The following is a 22,663-nucleotide window of genomic DNA, read 5'->3' on the forward strand; positions in this document are numbered from 1 at the left end:
GGGAGGATGCCTCCCCGGAAGCCCCTCCTGCCCGACAGCGCGCGCCGGACGGCCGCCTGGTGCGGCGTGCTTCTCCTGGTGACCGGCGTCGCGGCGGTGGCCGTATGGCTGTGCGTCGCCCTCAAGACGGCGGTCACCCCCGTCCTGCTCGCCCTCCTCGGCACCGCGCTGCTCGGCCCGGTCCACCGCAGGCTGACGGCGTGGGGGGTGCACCGGTCGCTGGCCGCCGGGCTCACCTGTGCCGCCCTGGTCGCGGTGGTGGGCGGCGCCGGGTACATCGTCGTCACCGCGCTGGTGGAGACCGGTGACCACATCGTCGCCTCGCTGAAGGACGCCGCGCAGTGGGTCGTGGACCACTTCGAGATCCACGGTGTCGCCGATGTGGACGACCTCGCCGACAACGCCAGGGGGCTGGTGGAGCGCTTCGGCGCGAGCGCCGCGGGCGGACTGCTCACCGGCATCGGTGTCGTCACCACCCTGGTGGCCACCGCCGTCCTCGCCCTGCTGCTGACCTTCTTCTTCCTCCGGGACTCCGACCGCGCCGGCCATCTGGCCCGCGCCGTCGCCCCGCGCGGTACCGGCGACCTCGTGGAGGCCATGGGCCGCAGGGCCTTCGAGGCCGTCGAGGGCTTCATGCGCGGCACCACGCTGATCGCCCTGATCGACGCGCTCTGCATCACCGTCGGCCTGCTGATCCTCGATGTGCCCGGCGCGGTGGGCCTGGGCGCACTGGTCTTCGTCGGCGCGTACATCCCGTATCTGGGGGCCTTCGTCTCCGGTGCCGTCTCCGTGCTCGTGGCACTGGCCGACCGGGGGTTCGTGATCGCGCTGTGGGCGCTGGGCGTGGTGCTCGCCGTCCAGCTGCTGGAGGGCCATGTGCTGCAGCCCGTCATCCAGAGCCGCACGGTCCAGATGCATCCCGCCTCGATCCTGGTCGCCCTGACGGCGGGGGCGAGCGTCGCGGGGCTGCTGGGGATGCTGCTCGCGGTGCCGTTCTGCGCCGCGGTGTTCGGTGTGATCGGGGAGCTGCGCAAGGGGCGGGGCGGGGCCGGCCCGCCCTCGTGAGCCGGTGGCGCCGGTTCGCCCCCCGTGAGCCGGTTCTACGGCTGCGCACTCATGAGCCGGTGAGGGAGGCCGCCCGGCCGGGCTCGGAGGGGCCGGGGGACTCGTGGAGCTCGAACCAGATGCACTTGCCCTCCCCGCGCGGGTCCACCCCCCACGAGTCGGCGAGCATCTCCATCAGCACCAGGCCCCGGCCGCTGGACGCCATCTCGCCCGGCCGGCGCTTGTGCGGCAGCTCGTCGCTGGAGTCGGCCACCTCCACGCGCAGCCGGCGCTCGCCCCGGGCACCGCTCACCTCCGCGAGGACCAGGGCGTCGCCGTCCGTGTGGACCAGGACGTTCGTGGCCATCTCGGAGATCATCAGCTCCGCGGAGTCCACCTGCTCGCCGTCGGCCCAGTCGTGCAGCAGCCCGCGCAACTGCTGCCGGGCGGCCGCGATCCGTTCGGGCTCGGCCTGGGCGATGGTCATGGCCGAGCGGCGCCGCGGGATCCTGCGGGAGCCGGTGCCCTCACGGCGCAGGACCAGTACGGCGATGTCGTCGTCACTGCGGTTGGCCAGCGGGCCGGTCGTGTACTGGGCGCCGGGCCCGTGCACCGCCTGGACGAGCGCGTCGGCGAGCTGCTCCAGGTCGTCCACGGGCTCCTCCAGGACCGGCTGGAGCCTGGCCCAGCCGGTGGCCATGTCGTGTCCGCCGGTCTCGATGAGGCCGTCGGTGCAGAGCATGATCGTCTCGTCGGGTGCCAGGACGACACGGGTCGTCGGGTAGTCCGCGTCCGTCTCGATGCCCAGGGGCAGCCCTCCCGCGGTCTGCCGGATCATCGCCGTGCCGTCGGCGCTGATCACCACCGGGTCGGGGTGGCCGGCCCGGGCGATGTCCAGGGTGCCGCTCTCCGGGTCGGCCTCGGCGTAGAGGCAGGTGGCGAAGCGCGCCGCGGCGATCCGGTCCTCGTCACCGGCCTCGTCCCCCGAGGGGGTGTACGCGTCGGTGAGGCCGGACAGGAAGCGGGAGGCGCGGGAGAGCACCGCGTCGGGGCGGTGGCCCTCGGAGGCGTAGGCGCGCAGGGCGATACGGAGCTGCCCCATCAGCCCCGCCGCCCGCACGTCGTGGCCCTGGACGTCGCCGATGACCAGGGCGATACGGCCGTTGGGCAGCGGGATCACGTCGTACCAGTCGCCGCCGATCTGGAGGCCGCCGCCGGTCGGCACATAGCGCGCCGCCACCGTCAGGCCCGGCACGCCGGAGCCCAGGGACGGCATCATCGTCCGCTGGAGGCCCACGGACAGCGCGCGCTCGGTTTCGGCGGTGCCCGCGCGGGTCAGGGCCTGCGCCAGCATCCGGGCCACCGTGGACAGCACGGAGCGCTCGTCGGGCGAGAAGGCCACACTGTGCCGGAAGCCGGCCATCCAGGCCCCCATGGTGTGGCCGGAGGAGATGAGCGGGAGGAAGGCCCAGCAGCGCCGCCCGAAGTCCCTGGCCAGCGGCCAGGTGGCGGGGTACCGCCGGCGGTACTCCTCGGGGGAGGAGAGGTAGATGGCCTGCCCGGTGCGCACGACCTCGGCGGCCGGGTAGTCCGTGTCCAGGGACATCTCGGTGAACGGCCGCTCGTCACCGGAGTGGTGCCCGTGGTGCCCGATGACGGTGAGCCGGCCGCCCGAGACGCCGAAGACGGCGAGGCCGTCCGGTGAGAAGCCGGGCATCGAGAGCGACGCGGCGACCCGCAGCACCTCCTCGGTCGACACCGCCTCCGCCAGCGCGCGCCCCGCGTCCAGCAGGAAGGCCTCGCGGGAGCGCCGCCAGTCACCGGTGACGGGGGTGCCGGCCGCCTCGGACGCGGCCGGTTCGGCGACCTCCTGGAGGGTGCCGGCCAGGACGTACCGGTGCGGGCCCGGACCGTCCAGGGTGACCGGCTTCGACCTGCTGCGGACGGTGCGCAGCACCCGGCCGTGCTCGTCCACCACGCGCAGCCGCGCCTCGGCGACGGTGTTCTCGGCGATCGCGAAGTTCACGATCGCGCTGATCTCGCTGAGGTCCGCCGGATGGAAGAGGCGGCGCACCTCGGAGCTCGGCCAGGTACGTGCGTCACCGGGCAGGCCCAGCAGCCGGGCCGCCTCCGCGTCGAATGTGACCTCCTCCGCCGCGCTGTCCCAGCTCCAGAACCCGGTCCCGATCGCGGCCAGGATCTCCTCGGTGCGCATTGCCCCACTTTATGGAGTTCTGATCCATGGACGCCACCGAGAGGGGGCCCGGACGCGGGCGCCCGCGCGGCGGGCCCCGGCGGCCCCGTGCGCGGGGCCCGGGGGAACCGTGCGGCTCATGACAATGAAGTGGTACGCCTACGGGCGGTAGCCTGGGGTGTCAATCCACCCCGACCGCGAAGACTGGATGAACGACGATGCATCGGTACAGGTCCCACACCTGCGGCGAGCTCCGCGCCTCTGACGTCGGCACCGACGTCCGGCTGAGCGGCTGGCTGCACAATCGCCGAGACCTGGGCGGCATCCTCTTCATCGATCTGCGCGACCACTACGGCCTGGTGCAGCTCGTCGCCCGTCCCGGCACCCCCGGCAACGAGGCCCTGGCGAAGCTGACCAAGGAGACCGTCGTACGGATCGACGGCAAGGTCTCCGCGCGCGGTGCCGAGAACGTCAACCCGGAGCTCCCCACCGGCGAGATCGAGATCGAGGTCACCGAGGTCGAGGTGCTGGGCGAGGCCGGCCCGCTGCCCTTCACGATCAACGCCGAGGACGGCGTCAACGAGGAGCGGCGCCTGGAGTACCGCTTCCTCGACCTGCGCCGTGAGCGCATGCACCGCAACATCATGCTGCGCTCCGCCGTGATCGCGGCCATCCGCTCCAAGATGGTCGCCCTCGGCTTCAACGAGATGGCGACGCCGATCCTCACCGCGACCTCCCCCGAGGGCGCCCGTGACTTCGTGGTCCCCTCCCGGCTGAACCCGGGCAAGTTCTACGCCCTGCCGCAGGCACCGCAGCAGTTCAAGCAGCTGCTGATGATCTCCGGCTTCGACCGGTACTTCCAGATCGCGCCCTGCTTCCGCGACGAGGACGCCCGCGCCGACCGTTCGCCGGGCGAGTTCTACCAGCTCGACGTCGAGATGTCGTTCGTCGAGCAGGAGGACGTCTTCCGGCCGATCGAGAAGCTGATGACCGAGCTCTTCGAGGAGTTCGGCAACGGCCGCCCGGTCACCTCGCCGTTCCCGCGGATCCCGTTCCGCGAGTCGATGCTGAAGTACGGCAACGACAAGCCGGACCTCCGCGCCCAGCTGGAGCTCGTCGACATCTCGGACGTCTTCGCCGACTCCGGCTTCAAGGCGTTCGCCGGCAAGCACGTCCGCGCGCTGCCGGTGCCGGACACCGCGGGCCAGTCCCGGAAGTTCTTCGACGGCCTCGGCGAGTACGCGGTCGAGCACGGCGCCAAGGGCCTGGCCTGGGTGCGCGTCGGTGAGGACGGCACGCTGGCCGGCCCGATCGCCAAGTTCCTCACCGAGACGGACGTCAAGACGCTCACCGAGCGCCTCTCCCTCGTCCCGGGCCACGCCGTCTTCTTCGGCGCGGGCGAGTTCGACGAGGTCTCCAAGATCATGTCCGCCGTCCGCGTCGAGGCCGCCAAGCGGTCCGGCCACTTCGAGGAGGGCGTCTTCCGGTTCTGCTGGGTCGTCGACTTCCCGATGTACGAGAAGGACGAGGAGACCGGCAAGATCGACTTCTCGCACAACCCCTTCTCGATGCCGCAGGGCGGTCTGGAGGACCTGGAGACCAAGGACCCGCTGGACATCCTGGCCTGGCAGTACGACATCGTCTGCAACGGCATCGAGCTGTCCTCGGGCGCCATCCGCAACCACGAGCCCGAGCTGATGATCAAGGCGTTCGAGATCGCCGGCTACGACCGGGAGACCGTCGAGCAGGAGTTCGCGGGCATGCTCCGCGCCTTCCGCCTCGGTGCCCCGCCGCACGGCGGCATCGCCCCGGGCGTCGACCGCATCGTGATGCTGCTCGCCGACGAGCCGAACATCCGCGAGACGATCGCCTTCCCGCTCAACGGCAACGCCCAGGACCTCATGATGGGCGCCCCGACGGTCCTGGAGGAGGCCCGCCTGCGCGAGCTGAACATCCAGCTCCGCAAGCCCGCGGCACCGGCCAAGGAGAAGGCCGGGGCCAAGGACTCGGTGGCGAGGGACACCGGCGCGAAGTAGGCGCCGGCGCTCCTGCCCGGTCCCACGCGGAACAGCCCCCGGCCGTCGGCCGGGGGCTGTTTTGCGTCCACGCCCCGGCCGGCGGGCGGGGGCCGTCCCCGTCCACGAGGGCGGGCGGCCCCGCGCGGGTACACGGAACGGGTGCGGCCGGATGGCCCCGGTTCCGGTTCGGGGCCGCCGGACCCGGCAAAGACTGGCACCGAGAGAGCGACCGCCTGTTCACGAGGAGCGCGCACCGTGTCCGTCCCCCGTCGCCCGTACGTCCTGTCCGCCGCCCTGTTCCTGCTGGCCGCCGGCTGCTCCGCCGCTGCCGGGGGGACGTCCGTGCCGCGTGGTGCGGACGGGCCCCCGCGCCCGGCGGTGGTGTCCCCGGCCGTGTCGCCGTCCGTCTCTCCGGCACCCGCCCCCCCGAAGGAGATCCCGGCGCTGGGCCCCCGGACCCGGGCGCTGATCCCGGCCGAAGCCCGCCAGGCCGTCGTGGTGACCGGGGAGGGGCCCGATTCCGACCGGTCGACGGTCGCCTTCTACACCCGGGAGGACCCCGCGGTGGGCTGGACCTTCGCGGCCGGGCCCTGGAGGGCCCACAACGGCAGGAAGGGCTGGACCGGCCACCATGTCGCCGGCGATCTCAGGTCACCCGTCGGGGTGTTCGGCCTGACCGACGCGGGCGGCCGCCTGGAGGACCCGGGCTCTCTGCTCCCGTACGACGAACAGCCGGACTTCGCGACGAGCGGGGAGGGGTTCTTCGGGGAGCCGCTGGAGGGGTCCTTCGACTACGTCGTCGCCATCAACTACAACCGGGTCCCGGGCCGGAGCCCGCTGGACCGGGAACGGCCGCTCGGTGACGGGCGGGGCGGCGGCATCTGGATCCACGTGGACCACGGCGGCCCCACCCAGGGCTGTGTCTCGGTCCCCGAGGAGCGCATGGAGGAACTGCTGCGCACCCTGGACCCGGAGAAGTCCCCGGTGATCGTGATGGGCGACTCCGTGGCCCTGAACCGCTGAGGCCGCGCGGGAGGGCCGCCCGGAACGGACGAGGGCCCGGGACCGTCACCGGTCCCGGGCCCTCACACGTGTACGCCGCTCAGGCGGGCTTCTCCTCCAGGCGCGGGAAGAGCACCGCGCCCTTCGTCACCGTCGACCCGGCAGGCAGCAGGCCCCACCGGCCCGCGTCCTGCACCCGCTGGTCGGCCAGGGCGCCCAGGGAGGCCTCCGCGCCGAGGGACTCCCACAGCTGCTGCGAGGTCCGCGGCATCACGGCGTTCAGCAGGACCGCGGTCCCGCGCAGTGACTCGGCGGCGGTGTAGAGGATCGTCGCGAGCCGGGCCCGGCCCTCGGGCGACTCGTCCTTGGCCACCTTCCAGGGCTCCTGCTCGGTGATGTAGCCGTTGACCCGCTTCACGAAGTCGAAGACGGCCAGGATGCCGGCCTGGAAGTCCAGGTCGTCACCGATCCTGGCGTCGGCCGTGGCCACGGCTTCGGCGAGACCCTCCTGGACCGCCCGCTCCGCCTCGCCGGAGGCCGTGGCCTCGGGGAGCACCCCGCCGAAGTACTTGCCGACCATGGCCGCGACCCGGGAGGCCAGGTTGCCGTAGTCGTTGGCGAGCTCGGAGGTGTAGCGGGCGCTGAAGTCCTCCCAGGAGAACGAGCCGTCGCTGCCGTACGCGATGGCGCGCAGGAAGTACCAGCGGTAGGCGTCCACCCCGAAGTGCGAGGTCAGGTCCTGCGGCTTGATGCCCGTCAGGTTCGACTTGGACATCTTCTCGCCGCCGACCATCAGCCAGCCGTTGGCGACGACCTTGCCGGGCAGCGGGAGGCCCTGAGCCATCAGCATGGCGGGCCAGATCACCGAGTGGAACCGGAGGATGTCCTTGCCGATCAGGTGCACGTCGGCCGGGAAGGTGGCGTCGAACTTCTCCTGGTTGGCGCCGTAGCCGACCGCCGTGGCGTAGTTCAGCAGCGCGTCGATCCACACGTAGATGACGTGCTTCTCGTCCCACGGCACCGGGACGCCCCAGTCGAAGGTCGAGCGCGAGATCGACAGGTCCTGCAGCCCCTGCCTGACGAAGTTCACGATCTCGTTGCGGGCCGACTCGGGCTGGATGAAGCCGGGGTTGGCCTCGTAGAACTCCAGCAGCTTCGGGCCGTACTCGCTGAGCTTGAAGAAGTAGTTCTCCTCCTTGAGGATCTCCACCGGCTTCTTGTGGATCGGGCACAGCTTGGTGCCGTCCTCGGCCTCCAGGAGGTCCCCGGGGAGCTTGTACTCCTCGCAGCCCACGCAGTACGGGCCTTCGTACCCGCCCTTGTAGATCTGGTCCTTGTCGTACAGGTCCTGCACGAACTCCTGCACACGGTCGGTGTGCCGCTTCTCCGTGGTGCGGATGAAGTCGTCGTGTCTGATGTCCAGGTGCTCCCAGAGGGGCTTCCACGCCTCCTCGACGAGCTTGTCGCACCAGGCCTGGGGCGTGACGTCGTTCGCCTCGGCCGTGCGCATGATCTTCTGACCGTGCTCGTCCGTGCCGGTGAGGTACCACACCTTCTCGCCGCGCTGGCGGTGCCAGCGGGTGAGCACGTCGCCTGCGACGGTCGTATAGGCGTGGCCCAGGTGAGGAGCGTCGTTGACGTAGTAGATGGGGGTCGATACGTAGAAACTCTTCACGCCGTCGCCCCCTTGCTTCTCTGATCCAGTGGCCGCCATGGTCGAAATCCTAACGGCCCGTGGAGGGTCCGCCCGCATCGATTAAAAGCGGCCGGAGCGTGCGCCGGGGCACGGAGAGCGCTGCGGAACATGCTTTCCGTGCCCAGGACGCATCCTGGGAGGGGTCGGCACACGTGCGCGAGGCAGGAGACAACACGATGCGGGTACTGGTCGCCGAGGACGAGGAGACCCTGGCGGAGCTGGTCGCCACCGGGCTGCGGAGGGCCGGGTTCGCCGTCGACACCGTCTACAGCGGGGACGCGGCGCTCGCCTACCTCGGACTGCACGACTATGACGTCGTCGTCCTGGACCGTGACCTGCCCCGGGTGCACGGGGACGACGTGGCCCGCCGGCTGGTCGCCGGGGGCTCCCGGACGAAGATCCTGATGCTCACCGCCTCCGGGACGACGGAGGACCGGGTGGAGGGGCTGGACCTGGGCGCCGACGACTACGTGAGCAAGCCCTTCGAGTTCCCCGAGCTGGTCTCCCGGGTGCGGGCCCTGCGCCGCCGCGGCGCCCGCCCCGTCCCTCCGCAGCTGGAGCGGCACGGCATCCGGCTGGACAGTGTGCGCCGGACCGCGACCCGTGACGGCAGGGAGCTGGACCTGTCCCCGAAGGAGTTCACGGTGCTCCAGCTGCTGCTGGAGGCCGACGGGGCCGCGGTCGGCGCCGAGGAGCTGCTGGAACGCGCCTGGGACGCCAACGCCGGCTCCTCCCCGGGCTCCCCGCTCCGTCCGGGCAGGGAGTCGCCCCACCCGGGCGCCGTGGACGTCTGTATGGGCAAGCTCCGCGCCGAGCTGGGCGAACCGGCGCTCATCCGCACCGTCCAGGGCGTGGGGTACGCCCTGTGAACCGGCTGGCGGGGCTGCTGCGGATCCGGGACGTCCCGCAAGCCCGGCACACGACGATCCGGACGCGGATCGCCCTGGTCTACGGCGGGGTGTTCCTGGTCCTGGGGACGGCGCTGCTCACCACGGTCAACCTGGCCTCGCGCGCCGGGACGGACTCGCAGGCCCGCGCCATCGCCACCTCGGCCGCGGTCTCCCAGCCGGGCTTCGCGGTGAACGGCCCGCTGCACACCCGGGGCCGTCTCGGCCCGCCCACGGTGTACGACGTCACCGACGACGTCAGCGACGCGGCGAGCCGGGAGCTCCTGTACTGGTCGGCGGCGGCGCTGCTGGTGATGACGGGGTGCGCGGTCGGCGTCGGCTGGTGGACGGCGGGGCGGGTGCTGCGGCCGGTGCACGCCATGACGGCCAAGGCCCGCAGGCTCTCCGAGCACACCCTGCACGAGCGGATCGCGTCCAGCGGCCCCGACGACGAGCTGAAGGAGCTGGGGGAGACCCTGGACGCGTTGCTGGCCAGGCTGGAGAGGGCCTTCGACAGCCAGCGCCGGTTCATCGCCAACGCCTCGCACGAGCTGCGGACCCCGCTGGCCACCCAGCGGGCCGCGATCCAGATCGGCCTGGACGACCCGTCACCGGAGGACCTCGTACGCACCCGGCAGACCCTGCTGGACAACAACCGGCGCAGCGAACGGCTCATCGAGGGGCTGCTGGTGCTGGCCCGCAGCGAGCGGGGCCTGGAGAGCGGGGAGCGGGAGGACGTCGATCTGGCGAAGGTGGTCACCGAGGAGGCCGGACGGCCGGCGCCGGCGGCGGGGGCGCCCCGGGTGCGGACCACGGTGACGGTGGAGCCCTGTGCCGTCCGGGGGAACCGGCAGCTGCTCGCGCAGCTGGTGGCCAACCTGCTGTCGAACGCCGTCCGCTACAACGTGCCGGGCGGGTCGGTCGACGTGTCGCTGTCGGCGGACGGGGCCCTGGTGGTCAGCAACACCGGGCCCGAGGTGTCCGAAGGCGAGATCGACGGGTTCTTCCAGGCATTCCGGCGCGGTGAGGGCCGGGACCGGATGGGCCGGGGCTCGGGCCTCGGGCTGTCGATCGTCCGGTCCATCGCGATGGCCCACGGCGGTACGGCCACGGCGGAACCCGGCCCGTCAGGGGGCGGGCTCGCCGTGACCGTACGGCTGCCGGTGGATCAGTCCCCGGCGAGGAGGCCGCGGCCGGCCGCCCAGGCGGGGAGCCCGGCGAGCACCTCGCGGTAGAACGTCGCGTCGGGTACGTCGAGCGGGGCGGGCCCGGCGTGGAAGAAACCGGTGTTGTCGCCGTCCAGCTTGCGCAGGAAGTCGAAGGCCTTCGAGTCCTTCTCGCCGAACGCGACGAACTGGAAGAACAGCGGCAGCCGGGCCGCGTCCGCCAGCGCCTGCCTGGCCGGCAGCTTGGCGTCCGGGGCGCCGTCCGTCTGGAAGACCACGAGCGCCGGGCCCGAGGAGCCGGACTTCTCGTAGTGGTCGACGATCTCCTCGACGGCCCGGTGGTAGTGGGTCCGCCCGAGCCGGCCGAGGCCCGCGTGCAGTTCGTCGATCCGGCCCTCGTGCGCGGTGAGGTCGATGGTGCCGGTGCCGTCGATGTCGGTCGAGAAGAAGACCACCGGCACGGTGGCGTCCTCGTCCAGGTGGGCGGCGAGGGCCAGGGTGCGGTCGCCCAGGTGCTGGGCGCTGCCGTCCTTGTAGAACGGCCGCATGGAACCGGACCGGTCGAGCACCAGGTAGACGGTGGCCCGCAGCCCGGTGAGGCCGTGCGCCTTCAGCTTGGCCTGGGCCGCCTTGTACGGGGCGGCGAGCCGGGGCGCGGAGGACTTGACCCGGGCGAGGGGCACGGCGGGGCCGGCGGCGGCCTGAGCGGCGGCGGGAGGCTCGGTGGCGGGGGCCTCGGGGGCCTCGGCGGCTTCGGGGGCGGCGGCTTCGGTGCCTGTGGCCTCGGGATCGGTGACCTCGGTGGCCTCGTCCGCCGGTGCTGCCGTCTTGGCCGGTGCTGTCGCCTCTGCCGGTGCCGTGGTCTCGGCGGGGTCCGGGCCGAGGTCGATCGTGATCGGCTCGGCGGCGGGGTCCGGGGCGGGTTCCTTCGTCCCGGCCGATGCCTCGGCCTGCGGTGCGGCCTCGGGCTCCGGTGCGGCGTCGGCCTGCGGTGCGGACTCGGTCTGCGGTGCGGCGTCGGGCTCCGGTGCGGTTTCCGCCTCGGGGGCGGGGGCGGGGGCCGGCTCGGCCTCCGGTGCGGGTGACTCGTCGGCCACCGTCTCCGGGGCCGTCGCGGCCGGTGCGGCCTCCGGCTCGTCCCGTGCTCCGGTGTCCGAGTCGGTCTCGATGGTGAGGGGCGCGTCGGCATCAGCGGCGGGGGCCGGTGCCGGGGACGCGGTCCGCGGTTCGTCGGGGGCCGTCCCCTGGGCGGGGACCGTCGGCCCGGCGGCGGGCGGTGCGGGCGAGGGCGTCGGCGCGGACGGCTTGTCGAACGCCGCGGACACCAGGTCCGAGGCCCCTCCGTCCGTGTGCCCGCCGGTGCCGTCGTCATCGGCGCCGTCCGAGGTCCGGCCGCCGGTGATCCGGTCCGGGGACGCGTCCGGCGGTGACGCCGGTGCGGGTACCGATGCCTTGGCGGGCTCGTCCGCCGGAGTGGTGGCCTCCGTCTCGGTTTCCGTGGGCGGGGTGCGCTCGGCCTGCGGGGGGACGGCGGCCGGGGTCGGCTCGTCCTGCTCCGTGCGGCCGAACACCTTGCGCAGCAAGCTCCGAATGCCCATGGGCGAGGCCTTTCGCATGAGTTGGGTGCGATAAATGTCCGTACTGCGGGAATTCATCCCTGGCCAGGGCGGATACGTAAGGTTAGCGGCCGGATCCGGCCGTTCGGCGGCGCGGCCCGCCCCCGCGCCGACCAGCCCCCGACCGGGTCTTCTCCGGCGTGGAGTTGACGATCGTATGCCCCTGGACCCCAGCGGTGTTCCGGACTTCACCCGCCGTTCACCGGCAGTCCCACGCACGGCGTGGACGCGCCCCTACCGTCGCGCTCGACACACAGACGGAGGGACGGAAAACGTGCGGAAAATGCTGCCGCTCATCAGTTCGCACCCCGGTGGGCGCTCTGCGCTGACCTGCCGCTACCGCTGCGGTGACGCCTGCTTCCACGAGGTGCCGAACACCAGCGACAACGAGTACGCCGGTGACGTCATCGCCGGTGCCCTTTCGCGCCGCTCGATGATGCGCACGGCCGCGGTGGTGACCGTCGCGGCCGCCGCCGGTACCGCCGCGCTCACCGGCCCGGGCTCCCCGAGGGCCGAGGCGGCGCCGCTCGCCGACCACCCCGGGAAGAAGCCGAAGCCGGCCGCTTCCGGCGCCCGCGGTCTGCGCTTCCCGTCGGTGGCCCCCAACACGGCGGACAAGGTCACCGTCCCCGACGGCTACGGCCAGAACGTGGTGATCCGCTGGGGCGAACCGATCCTGCGGGGCGCTCCCGCCTTCGACCCGGACCGGCAGACCGCGAAGGCGCAGGCCGGCCAGTTCGGCTACAACAACGACTTCCTCTCGCTGCTCCCGCTCCGGGGCGAGCGCGGCCGGCAGCTGCTGGTCGCCAACCACGAGTACACGGACGAGATCCTGATGTTCCGTGGTTACGATCCGGCCGCCCCGACCCGCGAACAGGTCGAGATCGCCTGGGCCGCGCACGGACTCTCCGTAGTCGTCGTCCAGGAGGAGAACCGCACCGGCCGGCTGGGCCCGGTCGGCCGCCACCCGTTGAACCGCCGGCTCACCGCCACCAGCGTCTTCGAGATGACCGGGCCGGCCGCGGGCAGCCCGCTGCTCCGCACCTCCGCCGACCGCACCGGCCGCAGGGTCCTCGGCACCCTGAACAACTGTGCGGGCGGCACCACCCCCTGGGGGACGACGCTGCACGGCGAGGAGAACTTCAACCAGTACTTCGCCAACGGCTCGTCCGCCACCGACAAGCGCTACGGCATCGGCTCGTCCGCCACCGAGCGCAAGTGGGAGCGGTTCGACAAGCGCTTCGACCTGGCGCAGGAGCCCAACGAGGCGCACCGCTTCGGCTGGGTCGTCGAACTCGACCCGTACGACCCGGACTCCACTCCCCGCAAGCGGACCGCGCTGGGCCGTTTCAAGCACGAGGCGGCCCAGCCCCGGCTGACCGCCGACGGCCGTCCGGTCGTCTACATGGGCGACGACGAACGCTTCGACTACTTCTACAAGTTCGTTTCCGGCAAGCGGATGAAGAAGGGTGATTCGCGGGCCGCCCGTGAGCACAACCTGACGCTGCTGGACGAGGGGACGCTGTACGTCGCCAAGCTGACCGGCGACTCCCCCGCGGACGGGTTCGACGGCACGGGCAGGCTGCCGGCGGACGGCGAGTTCGACGGCAGCGGGGTGTGGATCCCGCTCGCCACCGGGGACGTCTCGCACGTCCCCGGGATGACCGCCGAAGAGGTGTACGTCTTCACGCGGCTGGCCGGTGACAAGGTCGGCGCCACCAAGATGGACCGCCCCGAGGACGTCGAGCCCTCGCCGCGTACCGGCCGGGTCTACGTGGCCCTGACCAACAACACCGACCGCGGCAAGGCGGGCAAGGCGGGTGCCGACGAGGCCAACCCGCGCAACGCCAACAAGCACGGCCAGATCCTGGAGCTCGCGGAGAACTGGGACGACCCGGCGGCTGACGGCTTCGCCTGGCGGCTGTTCCTGGTGGCGGGCGACCCGGAGGACCCGTCGACGTACTTCTCCGGCTTTCCGAAGGAGAAGGTCAGCCCGATCTCCTGCCCGGACAACGTGGCCTTCGACGACCACGGCAACCTGTGGATCTCCACCGACGGCAACCAGCTCGGCTCGCACGACGGGCTGTTCGGGGTGGCGACGGCGGGTGAGCGGCGTGGTGAGCTGAAGCAGTTCCTGACGGTGCCGACCGGGGCGGAGACCTGTGGGCCGGTCATCCAGGACCGCCGGGTCCTGGTCGCCGTGCAGCACCCGGGCGAGGTGGACGGCGCGTCCGTCGAGAAGCCCGCGAGCAGCTGGCCGGACGGGCCGGGACGCATCGTGCGGCCGTCGGTCGTGGCCGTCTGGCGCAAGGACGGGAAGGACATCGGCGTCTGATCCGCAGGCCCCGGCCGCCGAGGCGCCGCACCGTAAACCGGGGGACCCGGGCCGGCACCGGCACTACAGTCGTCCCATGGTTTCCGGTGAGGCGCCGCAGGCGGAGGGCAGCGTCCGGGTCGACGCGTGGATCTGGTCGGTCCGGCTGACGAAGACACGCTCCCAGGCGGCCGCCGCCTGCAGGGCGGGGCACGTCCGGGTCAACGGTGAGCGGGCCAGGCCCTCGCGGCCCCTGCGGGCCGGGGACGAGGTCCGGCTGCGGCAGAGCGGCCGGGACCGGATCGTGGTCGTGAAGAAGATCGTCAGGAAGCGGATCGGGCCACCGGTCGCCGTGGAGTGCTACGTCGACAACAGCCCGCCCCCGCCGCCCCGCGAGGAGGCGTTCCAGGTGCCGGTACGTGACCGGGGGGCGGGCCGGCCGACCAAGCGGGACCGCCGTGAGATGGAGCGCCTCCGGGGCATCCGGCGCTCCACCCGCGACCCCCGGCGGCCCGGGGGCGACGCCTCGTAGCACCCCGGCGCCGGGTCTCCCGGGCTCCCGTGTCTCCCAGGCGCCCGGGTGTCCCGGGCTCCCGCGTCTTCCGGGCGCCTGCGTCTCCCGGGCTCCCGGGTCTCCCGCATCTCCCGAACTCCCGTTCTCCCGGGGTCAGTTCCGGTAGCCCTCGACCTCGTCGGCCGGGCGGAGTGCCGCCTTCGCGGGGTCTTCGCCGTACTCGCTGAGGGCACGGCGCTGCCGCAGCAGGTCCCAGCACTGGTCGAGCCGTATCTCCACCTCGCGCAGCCGTGCGCGTTCGGTGTCGGAGAGGCCGTCCAGGGTGGAGCGGGCGCGCAGCTCGCGTTCCTGGGTGACCAGCCCGTCGATGTGCTGGAAAATGTCCTGTTCGCCCATGGTGTTCCTCCCACGTCCGGGTGGTGGCGGCCCTTTCGGGGCGGCCCGTCGGGACTGGTCGACGCCCCCGGCTCACGATGTCCACTGTCGCCCTGCCCGTGCGCCCGCGCACGTCGGCGCAGGGCGGGGCTCAGCGGGGGCGCGGGGCCGGCCGGTGCGTTGGTCCGCGGCCCGTCAGGAGCCGTCCCGCGACCCCGCAGACGAGCAGCGCCAGTCCCGCCGCGAGCACGGCCCACACCGTCGTCCGCAGGGACGCCGTCAGCGCGTCGTACACCGCGGCGGCGGCGTCCCGGTCGCTTCCGGGGACCTGGTCCAGGGCCCTGCTCCGGCCGAGGGCGACCGCGACGCGGAGCAGGACGGCGCCCAGCGCGAGTCCGGCCCCCGCCACGGCGACCGTGCCGAGGCCGCGCCGCCGGCCGCCCCGTACGAAGGCGAGGCCGGTCACGGCGACCAGCAGCACCGCGGTGGCGACGGCCGGCCAGACGCTGCAGTAGCGCAGCCACCGGAACGTGGACCGCAGCTCGTCCGCGCGGTCGGCGGAGAGCAGGGTGATCGTGAGGTGCTGCACCGGGATCTGCTCCGCGAAGGGCACACCGCGGTCCGTCAGGTCCTGTCTGACGCGTTCGATCACCGGTGCCAGGTCGATGGTCACCGCTTGGCCGTCGTCCTCGCGCAGGGCCTCGGTCACGGTCTCGTGGGCGGTGCGGTTCGCGCTGTCCCACGCCCGCTGGAACGCCTCGGTCGTGGTGAACGACCGCGCGGTCTCCCGCAGGAAGTCGTCGAGGGCGTCCTGGAGCGGCCCGAGATCGATGTTCTCCATCACCTCGTCGGTGATCAGCGAGGCGATGGTGTCCTGTACGTCGGAGTCGGAGGCCAGCGGGGAGACCGCCGCGAGGTAGCGGTCGGTGTCGTCGATCTCCAGGTCCACCCACGCGGCGAGCGCGCTCACCGGGACCAGCAGGGCGAGCAGGATCAGCAGTACCGCCGACAGGGCCGTGGAGAGGTAGGTCCGCACCCTCCCCAGCCAAGCCCGTCCGGGAGTCCGGCGCGCCGGACCGTAGGCCGTTCGAGTTGCCGGGCCGGGCGGCCGGGTGTGCGCTGGAGGGACACGGAGGACGGGGGCGAGGGAAGGAGTTGTCCGCCATGGCCACACACGCAACCATGCCCCGGCACACACGCTCGCGTGACCGTGCCCCGGCCCGGCCCCACCACCGTTCGATCGGCTGGGCACTGCCTCTGGTGCTGGGTGTGATCGTCGGCTTCTGGGCCTTCTTCATCCGGCGGGACGGCGGTGAGACCACCGCCGGGCTGATCTGGCTGGGCGTCGTCTCCGGTGTGGCCTTCGCCGTGCTGTGCTTCGCGCTGGGCCGGGTGCAGGGAAGGCTGCCGGTCGAGGTGCGGGCGGCGGCGTACGGGGCGGTGACCGCGATCGTGATCGGCTACCTCTTCAGCCTGCACCACCACAGCGTGCTGTCCTCGACGGTGCTCGGGCTGGGCGTCGGCGCCGGGGTGACCGCGTACGCGTACTACCTCTTCTACACCCGGACGGAATGAGGACGGCGGCCCGCGGCACGACGACGGCGGCGGGCGCGGCTCCCGGGTCTCATCCCGGGGCCGCGCCCGCCGCCGCCGTGCGTACGGGAGGGGCCGGTCAGCCGCGGACGACGGTGACCGGGCAGGAGGCGTGCTGGGTGACGTGGAGGCTGACCGAGCCCAGCAGGGTGGCCTTCAGACCGCTGTAGCCGCGGGCGCCGACGACCAGGAGTTCGGCGCCCCTGGCCCGTTCCAGCAGCGACTGGGCGGGGTTGCCGATCACCACGACCCGCTCCACCCGCTGCGCCCCGTCGGCGCCGAGGGCCTCCTCCAGCGCCTCGTTGAGCGCCACGGTGGCCACGGCCTGCGGGTCGAAGTCCTCCGGCAGTCCCGGCATCATCGACGCCCAGCTGGTCGCGGGGTACTCCCAGCTGTTGACCGCCTCGACCGTGTCACCGGTCAGCTCCGCCTGGCGTACCGCCCAGCGGAGCGCCTTGATCGACTGATCCGAGCCGTCCACGCCCACGACGATCCTGCCCATGTCTGCCTCCAGCTCTTCGGAACACATCCGGCACACGTCCCATAGACGCGTGTATCCGTCTTAACACGAGACAAACGGGGCGCAGGGGGCCCGAAGGTCCCTCGTGCCCCGCGCGTCGGCCCTTGTGGCTTGCCTCCGGGCCCCTCTTCGGCCGGAGCCCCCTACGGCCCCACCCGGAGCCCGGCGAGCTGCTGCTCGAAGGGGACGAGGCCGTCCTCCCCGTCGTCGAGCGTGGCTTCCCGGCTCGCTCCGGACCGGGTGTGCCCGGTGAGGGCGGAGGCGAGTTCGCCGCCCGCCCGGCGGATCCGGGACGGCAGCCCCTCGGCGTACTCGTCGCCGGGCGCTCCCCAGTCCTCGGACGCCGCGTACACGGCGGTCGGCAGGACCACGGCCCGCAGGTAGGCGAAGAGCGGGCGCATCGCGTGCTCCAGGACCAGCGAGTGCCGAGGGGTGCCGCCGGTCGCCGCGATCAGTACCGGCTTGCCGGTCAGGGCGGTGTTGTCGATCAGGTCGAAGAACGACTTGAACAGGCCGCTGTACGAGGCGGTGAAGACCGGCGACACGGCGATCACGCCGTCCGCCCCGGTCACCGCGTCGATCGCGTCCCGCAGGTCGGCCGGCGGGAAGCCGGTGACCAGGTGGTTGGCGATGGAGACGGCCAGGTCGCGCAGCTCCACGACCCGGACCTCGACGGTGCGGTCCTGGTCCGCGGCCAGCCGCTCCCGGGTGGCCTCGGCGAGCCGGTCGGCCAGCAGGCGGGTGGAGGACGGGCTGCTCAGCCCGGCCGACACGGCCACGATCTTCAGCGGTGCGGTGGTGAGCACGGTACTCAGACCTCCTCGGTGGTGGCCGCGGCACGGGCCGCGGTGACCGCGGGGTGGACGGGGGCGTCCGGCACAACGGCCGGGCGCAGGGCGGCGAACTCCTTGCGGAGCACCGGGACGACCTCCTCGCCGAGGATGTCGAGCTGCTCCAGGACCGTCTTGAGCGGCAGCCCGGCGTGGTCCATCAGGAACAGCTGGCGCTGGTAGTCGCCGACGGCGTCCCGGAAGCCCAGGGTCCGCTCGATGACCTCCTGCGGGGAGCCGACGGTCAGCGGGGTCTCGCGGGTGAACTCCTCCAGGGACGGCCCGTGGCCGTAGACCGGGGCGTTGTCGAAGTAGGGGCGGAACTCCCTGACCGCGTCCTGGGAGTTCTTCCGCATGAACACCTGGCCGCCGAGGCCCACGATGGCCTGCTCCTCGGTGCCGTGGCCGTAGTGGGCGTAACGGCGCCGGTAGAGGGCGACCATCTTCTTCGTGTGCTCCATCGGCCAGAAGATGTTGTTGTGGAAGAAGCCGTCACCGTAGTAGGCGGCCTGCTCCGCGATCTCCGGGGAGCGGATCGAGCCGTGCCAGACGAACGGCGGGACGCCGTCCAGCGGGCGCGGGGTCGAGGTGAAGGACTGGAGCGGCGTACGGAACTTCCCCTCCCAGTCGACGACGTCCTCGCGCCACAGCTTGTGCAGCAGGGCGTAGTTCTCGATGGCCAGCGGAATGCCCTGGCGGATGTCCTTGCCGAACCAGGGGTAGACCGGGCCGGTGTTCCCGCGGCCCATCATCAGGTCGACGCGGCCGTCGGCGAGGTGCTGGAGCGTGGCGTAGTCCTCGGCGATCTTCACCGGGTCGTTGGTGGTGATCAGCGTGGTGGAGGTCGAGAGGATGAGGTTCTCGGTGCGGGCGGCGATGTAGCCGAGCGTCGTCGTCGGTGACGACGGGACGAACGGCGGGTTGTGGTGCTCGCCGGTCGCGAAGACGTCCAGGCCCACTTCCTCGGCCTTCTGCGCGATGGCGAGGGTCGCCTTGATCCGCTCGTTCTCGGTCGGTGTACGGCCGGTCGTGGGGTCGGTGGTGACGTCCCCGACGGTGAAGATCCCGAACTGCATGACGCCCGCCTCCGTAAGAAGTGGTTGAACGTTGAACTATGTGAACACACCCTACAACGGGTGGGGCCGGAGAGCTATTCCCGGGTCCCGGGAGGGGTGGCGAAGAGGGCCCGGGAGGGGCCGGGGGCGGGGCCCGGGAGGGTCGGGGACGGAGGCCGGGGAGGGGAGGGGGGCGGGGCCCGGGACGGGCTGCGGCCCCTCCCCCGGACGGGCGGTGACCGGTACACTTCTCCGTATGACCTCCGTGCCGTGCCGTAACTGGTGGCGCTCCTCCTAGGAGCGGCCGCCTCATCTGCACGGAACCAGGGCCGTTCGACATGGACGGTCCTTTTTTCGTTGCCCGGGTCCGGGCGGGCCGTCCTCCACGCATCCAGCACCCGCGAGGAGACCCCGATGACCACCGCCCCCGCAGCCTCCCCCGCCACCCCCGAGGTGACGGCCCCCGCTCCTTCCGCGAGCCCCGCCCTGCGCCGCAGCGCCGAGCTGGAGCGGCAGATCGCCCAGGATCCCGGGCGCTTCCGGGTCCTCACCGGTGACCGGCCCACCGGCGCCCTCCACCTCGGGCACTACTTCGGCACCCTGCACAACCGGGTGCGGCTCCAGGACCTCGGCGTGGAGGTCTTCGTGCTGATCGCCGACTACCAGGTGCTGACCGACCGGGACGTCGCGGACCGGCTCACCGAGCACGTGGAGGGACTGCTGCTGGACTACCTGGCCATCGGCATCGACCCGGCGCGCTCCACGGTCTTCAACCACAGCGCCGTACCGGCCCTCAACCAGCTGCTGCTGCCGTTCCTCTCGCTGGTCTCCGTCGCCGAGCTGGGCCGCAACCCCACCGTGAAGGACGAGATCGCCCACTCACGGCAGTCGTCCGTCAGCGGACTGATGTACACCTACCCGGTGCACCAGGCCGCCGACATCCTCTTCTGCAAGGGCAACCTCGTCCCCGTCGGCCAGGACCAGCTGCCGCACCTGGAGATCACCCGCACCGTCGCCCGGCGCTTCAACGAGCGGTACGGGGCCGTCTTCCCGGAGCCGGACGCGCTGCTCTCCGCCGCGCCGCTGCTGCTCGGCACCGACGCCGGGAAGATGAGCAAGAGCCGGGGCAACTCCATCACCCTGGCGGCGAGCGAGGACGAGACCGCCCGGCTGATCAAGGGCGCGACCACCGACGCCGAGCGGCACATCACCTACGACCCCGCAGCACGCCCCGGGGTCTCCAGCCTGGTGCTGCTGGCCGCGCTCTGCCTGGACCGGGACCCGCACGAGGTGGCGGAGGAGATCGGGAGCGGCGGTGCGGCCGTGCTGAAGCGGACCGTGACGGACGCGGTCAACGCGAGGATGGCCCCGATCCGCGCCCGGCGCGCCGAGTACGCCCAGGACATGAGGTACGTCCGGGGCGTCCTGCGGGACGGGAACGAGCGGGCGAACGCGATCGCCGAGGCGACCCTGGACGAGGTGCGCCGGGCGATGGGCATGATCCGCTGAACCGGGACCTCCGGGCCCCGCGCCCTCTGCTTCCTGCTTCCGGGCTCCTCGCCTACCAGGGCCTCCGCCCCGGGCTCTCCGCGCACCAGGACCCTGCCCCCGGCTCTCCGTGTGCCAGGGCCACCGTCCCCGGGCTCTCCGGTACCCGGGCCCCGCATCCGCGCCCCCGCCCCGGTGGCGCCGTTCAGCGGACGTCCGTGGTGTGCCGGCGGCGCAGCAGTTCCGCGAGCCCGCGCCGGGTCGCCGCGATGACCACCCGGTCGTGGGCCTGGAGCACATAGCCCGGGTGCAGGTTCCAGACCAGGCCGGACGGGCGGCCCGGCCCCTGTTCGCCGAGCGGGTCGTACGGGGGTACGGCGGCCAGGTCCGGGGCGCGGTCGGCCGGGGGTGTGGCGTCCAGTGCCAGGACCCGCCAGGACCCGGCCCGGAACGCCTGATCCACGGTGCGGCCCACCAGCTGGGGGTGGCCGCCCACCTCCAGCGCGGCGAACAGCATCACCTTGCGCTCCACCGGCACCGCGCCCAGGATCTGACGCCCCATCATGGCCACCGCGAACGACGGCGCGGCCAGGTGGGAGACCGAGCGGGAGCGGGTCAGGGCGTCCGGGTGGGCGGTGCGCAGGGTGCGGTAGACGGCGGTGGCGAACTCGTCGTCGTACAGCCGCAGGGCCACCCGCAGGTCGGGCTTGACGGTACGGGCGTAGAGGGCGGCCTCCAGGTTGGTGGTGTCGATGCTGGTCAGGGCCAGCAGGGCGCGGGCCCGGCCGATCTTGGCCGCCTCCAGCACCCCTTCCTGGGTGACGTCGCCGATGACGGTGGGCACGTGCATGCTGCGGGCCACCGGGATGCCGCGCGCCTCGGGGTCCTCCTCGACGACGACCACCGGTATGTCCATCTCGCGCAGCCGCACCAGCACCCGCGTGCCGATCTTGCCGAGGCCGAGCAGGACCACGTGTCCGGTCAGGCCGCGGGGCGGGCGGCGCAGGGAGGACGCGGTGCGCAGCGAACCGAAGGCCTCCAGCACGGCGGCGACCAGCAGGGGCAGCAGCAGCATGCCGGCCATGCCGGACAGCAGCTGGATGATCTGCCGGGCGGAGCCGGCGTCCTCCTCCGCGGGGTCGCCCATCGCGAGCAGGTCGAGCAGGGTGAGGTAGGCGGCGTGCAGCGGGCTGTCGCCGTAGGTGAGGACCGAGGCGACGGTGAGGGCCACGGCGGCGGCCAGCACGCCCGCGGCCGACCACCGCAGCCTGCGCGAGAAGATGTGGCCCAGCGGCGCGCCCCGGCCGCCCATGCGGCTGGGCGCCCGGTCGGGCCCGGCGTGGCTGATGGCCTCCAGGACGACCGTGCCCCGGCCGGTCGCCTCCTCCACCGTCGCCCGGTCCGGGAGGAGCTGGGGCCCGTCGGCGCCGCTGCTGTCGGAGCCCTCGGCGCCCGCGGGGTCGTGGGTGGTGGAGGAGAGCAGGGCCAGGGTGCACAGCCCGGGGTCGGCGAGTTCACCGTGTCCGGGCGGGGTGCGTTCGGCGGCGCGCAGCAGCAGTCCCTCGGCCTGGATGACCTTGCTGCTGCCGGTCACCGCGGTGGCGGCCAGGGCGGGGGCGGCGGTGTCGGCGTCGGACAGGACCGTGGTGGAGGCGTCCAGTACCGCCGGGTCGAGGCCGGGCGCGGCGACGGCGGCCGCCTGGTCGAGCAGGTGTTCCAGGTGCTGGCCCAGCTTGCGGTTGTAGAGGCGGATGACCAGGCGCAGGCGCGGATTGATCCGACGGGCCGTCAGGGCGGCCCGTATGTTCAGCTCGTCGTCGTCGTAGACGAGGGCGAGCGCGGCGGCGCGGGCGGCGCCCGCCTCCTCCAGCACCTCGTCCGATGGCTCGGCCGCCTCCATGATGCGGACGGCCTCGACCCCGGCGTTGGTGTCGTCGCTCGCCCCGCCCGCCGCGCCGTTGCGGTTCATCGCCGCCGACATCCGGCCGAACAGCGCGACCGCGCGGGCCCGTTGGGTGAGCGGCTGTTCGGGGCGGGTCGCGTCCCGGCCCGGCGGGATCAGCAGGGTGACCCGCTCGCCGTACACATAGCGCAGCTCCACGGCGAGCCGCCGGGCGAGGGTGTCGTCGCCGCAGACCACCATGTGGCCGCCGGTGGTGGGGTGTTGGGTCTGCTGAGGAAGTGGGGGCACGAATCCCAGCATGCCTGGTGCTCCTTCCTGGGCGCGGTGCCGGGGCGGACGGGGCCGGATCCGCGCGGTGCGGGGGCGGGTGGTGCGGGGCCGGGCGGCCCCGGGGCGGGCGGTGCGGGGATGGGCGGTGCCGGATCCGTGCGGTGCGGGGGCGGGTGGT

Annotated in this window: 18 protein-coding genes; 9 read left to right on the plus strand and 9 right to left on the minus strand. The window is 72.9% G+C overall.

All coding sequences use genetic code 11. The features are described 5' to 3' along the window. Nucleotides 1–6 precede the first annotated feature (6 nt). Nucleotides 7–1,065: an AI-2E family transporter gene (locus CP967_RS17430; RefSeq protein ID WP_150488859.1), complete on the plus strand. Its 1,059-nt coding sequence runs from the start codon at nt 7–9 to the stop codon at nt 1,063–1,065. A gap of 49 nt (nt 1,066–1,114) precedes the next feature. Here CP967_RS17430 and CP967_RS17435 read toward each other — a convergent pair whose 3' ends face one another. After that, nucleotides 1,115–3,259 (minus strand): SpoIIE family protein phosphatase, encoded by a 2,145-nt coding sequence (locus CP967_RS17435; protein ID WP_150488860.1) that lies wholly within the window; start codon nt 3,257–3,259, stop codon nt 1,115–1,117. A gap of 197 nt (nt 3,260–3,456) precedes the next feature. On the opposite strand from CP967_RS17435, the gene aspS reads away from it, so the two are divergent. Both aspS and CP967_RS17445 read left to right on the plus strand, forming a co-directional pair. Next, nucleotides 3,457–5,274: an aspartate--tRNA ligase gene (gene aspS, locus CP967_RS17440; protein WP_150488861.1), complete on the plus strand. Its 1,818-nt coding sequence runs from the start codon at nt 3,457–3,459 to the stop codon at nt 5,272–5,274. 237 nt (nt 5,275–5,511) lie between these two features. Further along, entirely contained in the window at nt 5,512–6,279 is a 768-nt protein-coding gene (locus CP967_RS17445; RefSeq protein WP_150488862.1) for a L,D-transpeptidase family protein, read from the plus strand. A 79-nt stretch (nt 6,280–6,358) separates the two neighbouring features. Here the strand turns inward: CP967_RS17445 and metG are convergent, their stop codons facing one another. Next, the gene (gene metG / locus CP967_RS17450; protein ID WP_150488863.1) at nt 6,359–7,972 is read right to left on the minus strand and encodes a methionine--tRNA ligase; all 1,614 of its coding nucleotides are present in this window, start codon (nt 7,970–7,972) and stop codon (nt 6,359–6,361) included. A 158-nt stretch (nt 7,973–8,130) separates the two neighbouring features. On the opposite strand from metG, the gene CP967_RS17455 reads away from it, so the two are divergent. Beyond that, complete coding sequence (locus CP967_RS17455) at nt 8,131–8,823, plus strand: response regulator transcription factor (RefSeq protein ID WP_167535509.1); 693 nt, start codon at nt 8,131–8,133, stop codon at nt 8,821–8,823. Next, nucleotides 8,820–10,076, plus strand: coding sequence for a sensor histidine kinase (locus CP967_RS17460; protein WP_150488865.1), 1,257 nt, complete (start codon nt 8,820–8,822; stop codon nt 10,074–10,076). Before CP967_RS17455 ends, CP967_RS17460 begins: the two co-directional genes overlap by 4 nt. On the opposite strand, the gene CP967_RS17465 is transcribed toward CP967_RS17460, so the two are convergent. After that, nucleotides 10,010–11,605 carry a VWA domain-containing protein gene (locus CP967_RS17465; RefSeq protein ID WP_150488866.1) on the minus strand — a complete coding sequence of 532 codons (1,596 nt, stop codon included), beginning with the start codon at nt 11,603–11,605 and terminating at the stop codon, nt 10,010–10,012. The two genes, CP967_RS17460 and CP967_RS17465, sit on opposite strands and share 67 nt — an antisense overlap. 292 nt (nt 11,606–11,897) lie before the next feature. On the opposite strand from CP967_RS17465, the gene CP967_RS17470 reads away from it, so the two are divergent. Beyond that, a complete protein-coding gene (locus CP967_RS17470) occupies nt 11,898–13,958 on the plus strand; it encodes a PhoX family protein (protein ID WP_150488867.1) in 2,061 nt (686 codons plus the stop codon). A gap of 76 nt (nt 13,959–14,034) precedes the next feature. Then, nucleotides 14,035–14,469 carry an RNA-binding S4 domain-containing protein gene (locus CP967_RS17475; protein ID WP_150488868.1) on the plus strand — a complete coding sequence of 145 codons (435 nt, stop codon included), beginning with the start codon at nt 14,035–14,037 and terminating at the stop codon, nt 14,467–14,469. Nucleotides 14,470–14,604: 135 nt separating this feature from the next. Here the strand turns inward: CP967_RS17475 and CP967_RS17480 are convergent, their stop codons facing one another. Together CP967_RS17480 and CP967_RS17485 are read right to left on the minus strand one after the other, a co-directional pair. Further along, the gene (locus CP967_RS17480) at nt 14,605–14,847 is read right to left on the minus strand and encodes a DUF2630 family protein (RefSeq protein WP_150488869.1); all 243 of its coding nucleotides are present in this window, start codon (nt 14,845–14,847) and stop codon (nt 14,605–14,607) included. A 130-nt stretch (nt 14,848–14,977) separates the two neighbouring features. Further along, nucleotides 14,978–15,862, minus strand: coding sequence for a hypothetical protein (locus tag CP967_RS17485; RefSeq protein WP_150488870.1), 885 nt, complete (start codon nt 15,860–15,862; stop codon nt 14,978–14,980). A 128-nt stretch (nt 15,863–15,990) separates the two neighbouring features. On the opposite strand from CP967_RS17485, the gene CP967_RS17490 reads away from it, so the two are divergent. After that, complete coding sequence (locus CP967_RS17490; protein ID WP_150488871.1) at nt 15,991–16,401, plus strand: hypothetical protein; 411 nt, start codon at nt 15,991–15,993, stop codon at nt 16,399–16,401. A gap of 97 nt (nt 16,402–16,498) precedes the next feature. On the opposite strand, the gene CP967_RS17495 is transcribed toward CP967_RS17490, so the two are convergent. From CP967_RS17495 to CP967_RS17505, 3 genes are all read right to left on the minus strand, one after another. Further along, complete coding sequence (locus CP967_RS17495) at nt 16,499–16,921, minus strand: universal stress protein (RefSeq protein ID WP_150488872.1); 423 nt, start codon at nt 16,919–16,921, stop codon at nt 16,499–16,501. A 161-nt stretch (nt 16,922–17,082) separates the two neighbouring features. Then, nucleotides 17,083–17,745, minus strand: coding sequence for an FMN reductase (locus tag CP967_RS17500; RefSeq protein WP_150488873.1), 663 nt, complete (start codon nt 17,743–17,745; stop codon nt 17,083–17,085). 5 nt (nt 17,746–17,750) lie between these two features. Beyond that, nucleotides 17,751–18,845 carry an LLM class flavin-dependent oxidoreductase gene (locus CP967_RS17505; protein WP_150488874.1) on the minus strand — a complete coding sequence of 365 codons (1,095 nt, stop codon included), beginning with the start codon at nt 18,843–18,845 and terminating at the stop codon, nt 17,751–17,753. 393 nt (nt 18,846–19,238) lie between these two features. Here CP967_RS17505 and trpS point away from each other — a divergent pair, with 393 nt between their 5' ends. Next, on the plus strand, nt 19,239–20,333 hold the full coding sequence (trpS, locus tag CP967_RS17510) for a tryptophan--tRNA ligase (protein WP_229888504.1): 1,095 nt from the start codon (nt 19,239–19,241) through the stop codon (nt 20,331–20,333). Nucleotides 20,334–20,517: 184 nt separating this feature from the next. Here trpS and CP967_RS17515 read toward each other — a convergent pair whose 3' ends face one another. Next, nucleotides 20,518–22,515, minus strand: coding sequence for a potassium channel family protein (locus tag CP967_RS17515; protein ID WP_150488875.1), 1,998 nt, complete (start codon nt 22,513–22,515; stop codon nt 20,518–20,520). Nucleotides 22,516–22,663: the final 148 nt, after the last annotated feature.

It is taken from the genome of Streptomyces nitrosporeus (genome assembly GCF_008704555.1).
GTDB lineage: Bacteria > Actinomycetota > Actinomycetes > Streptomycetales > Streptomycetaceae > Streptomyces > Streptomyces nitrosporeus.

Excerpts from the sequence above, each read along its gene's own strand:
- CP967_RS17430 (WP_150488859.1), top strand. The coding sequence starts at position 7 with ATGCCTCCCCGGAAGCCCCTCCTGCCCGACAGCGCGCGCCGGACGGCC.
- CP967_RS17435 (WP_150488860.1), bottom strand. The coding sequence starts at position 3,259 with ATGCGCACCGAGGAGATCCTGGCCGCGATCGGGACCGGGTTCTGGAGC.
- aspS (WP_150488861.1), top strand. The coding sequence starts at position 3,457 with ATGCATCGGTACAGGTCCCACACCTGCGGCGAGCTCCGCGCCTCTGAC.
- metG (WP_150488863.1), bottom strand. The coding sequence starts at position 7,972 with ATGGCGGCCACTGGATCAGAGAAGCAAGGGGGCGACGGCGTGAAGAGT.
- CP967_RS17455 (WP_167535509.1), top strand. The coding sequence starts at position 8,131 with ATGCGGGTACTGGTCGCCGAGGACGAGGAGACCCTGGCGGAGCTGGTC.
- CP967_RS17465 (WP_150488866.1), bottom strand. The coding sequence starts at position 11,605 with ATGGGCATTCGGAGCTTGCTGCGCAAGGTGTTCGGCCGCACGGAGCAG.
- CP967_RS17475 (WP_150488868.1), top strand. The coding sequence starts at position 14,035 with ATGGTTTCCGGTGAGGCGCCGCAGGCGGAGGGCAGCGTCCGGGTCGAC.
- CP967_RS17480 (WP_150488869.1), bottom strand. The coding sequence starts at position 14,847 with ATGGGCGAACAGGACATTTTCCAGCACATCGACGGGCTGGTCACCCAG.
- CP967_RS17490 (WP_150488871.1), top strand. The coding sequence starts at position 15,991 with ATGGCCACACACGCAACCATGCCCCGGCACACACGCTCGCGTGACCGT.
- CP967_RS17495 (WP_150488872.1), bottom strand. The coding sequence starts at position 16,921 with ATGGGCAGGATCGTCGTGGGCGTGGACGGCTCGGATCAGTCGATCAAG.
- CP967_RS17505 (WP_150488874.1), bottom strand. The coding sequence starts at position 18,845 with ATGCAGTTCGGGATCTTCACCGTCGGGGACGTCACCACCGACCCCACG.
- trpS (WP_229888504.1), top strand. The coding sequence starts at position 19,239 with ATGACCACCGCCCCCGCAGCCTCCCCCGCCACCCCCGAGGTGACGGCC.
- CP967_RS17515 (WP_150488875.1), bottom strand. The coding sequence starts at position 22,515 with ATGCTGGGATTCGTGCCCCCACTTCCTCAGCAGACCCAACACCCCACC.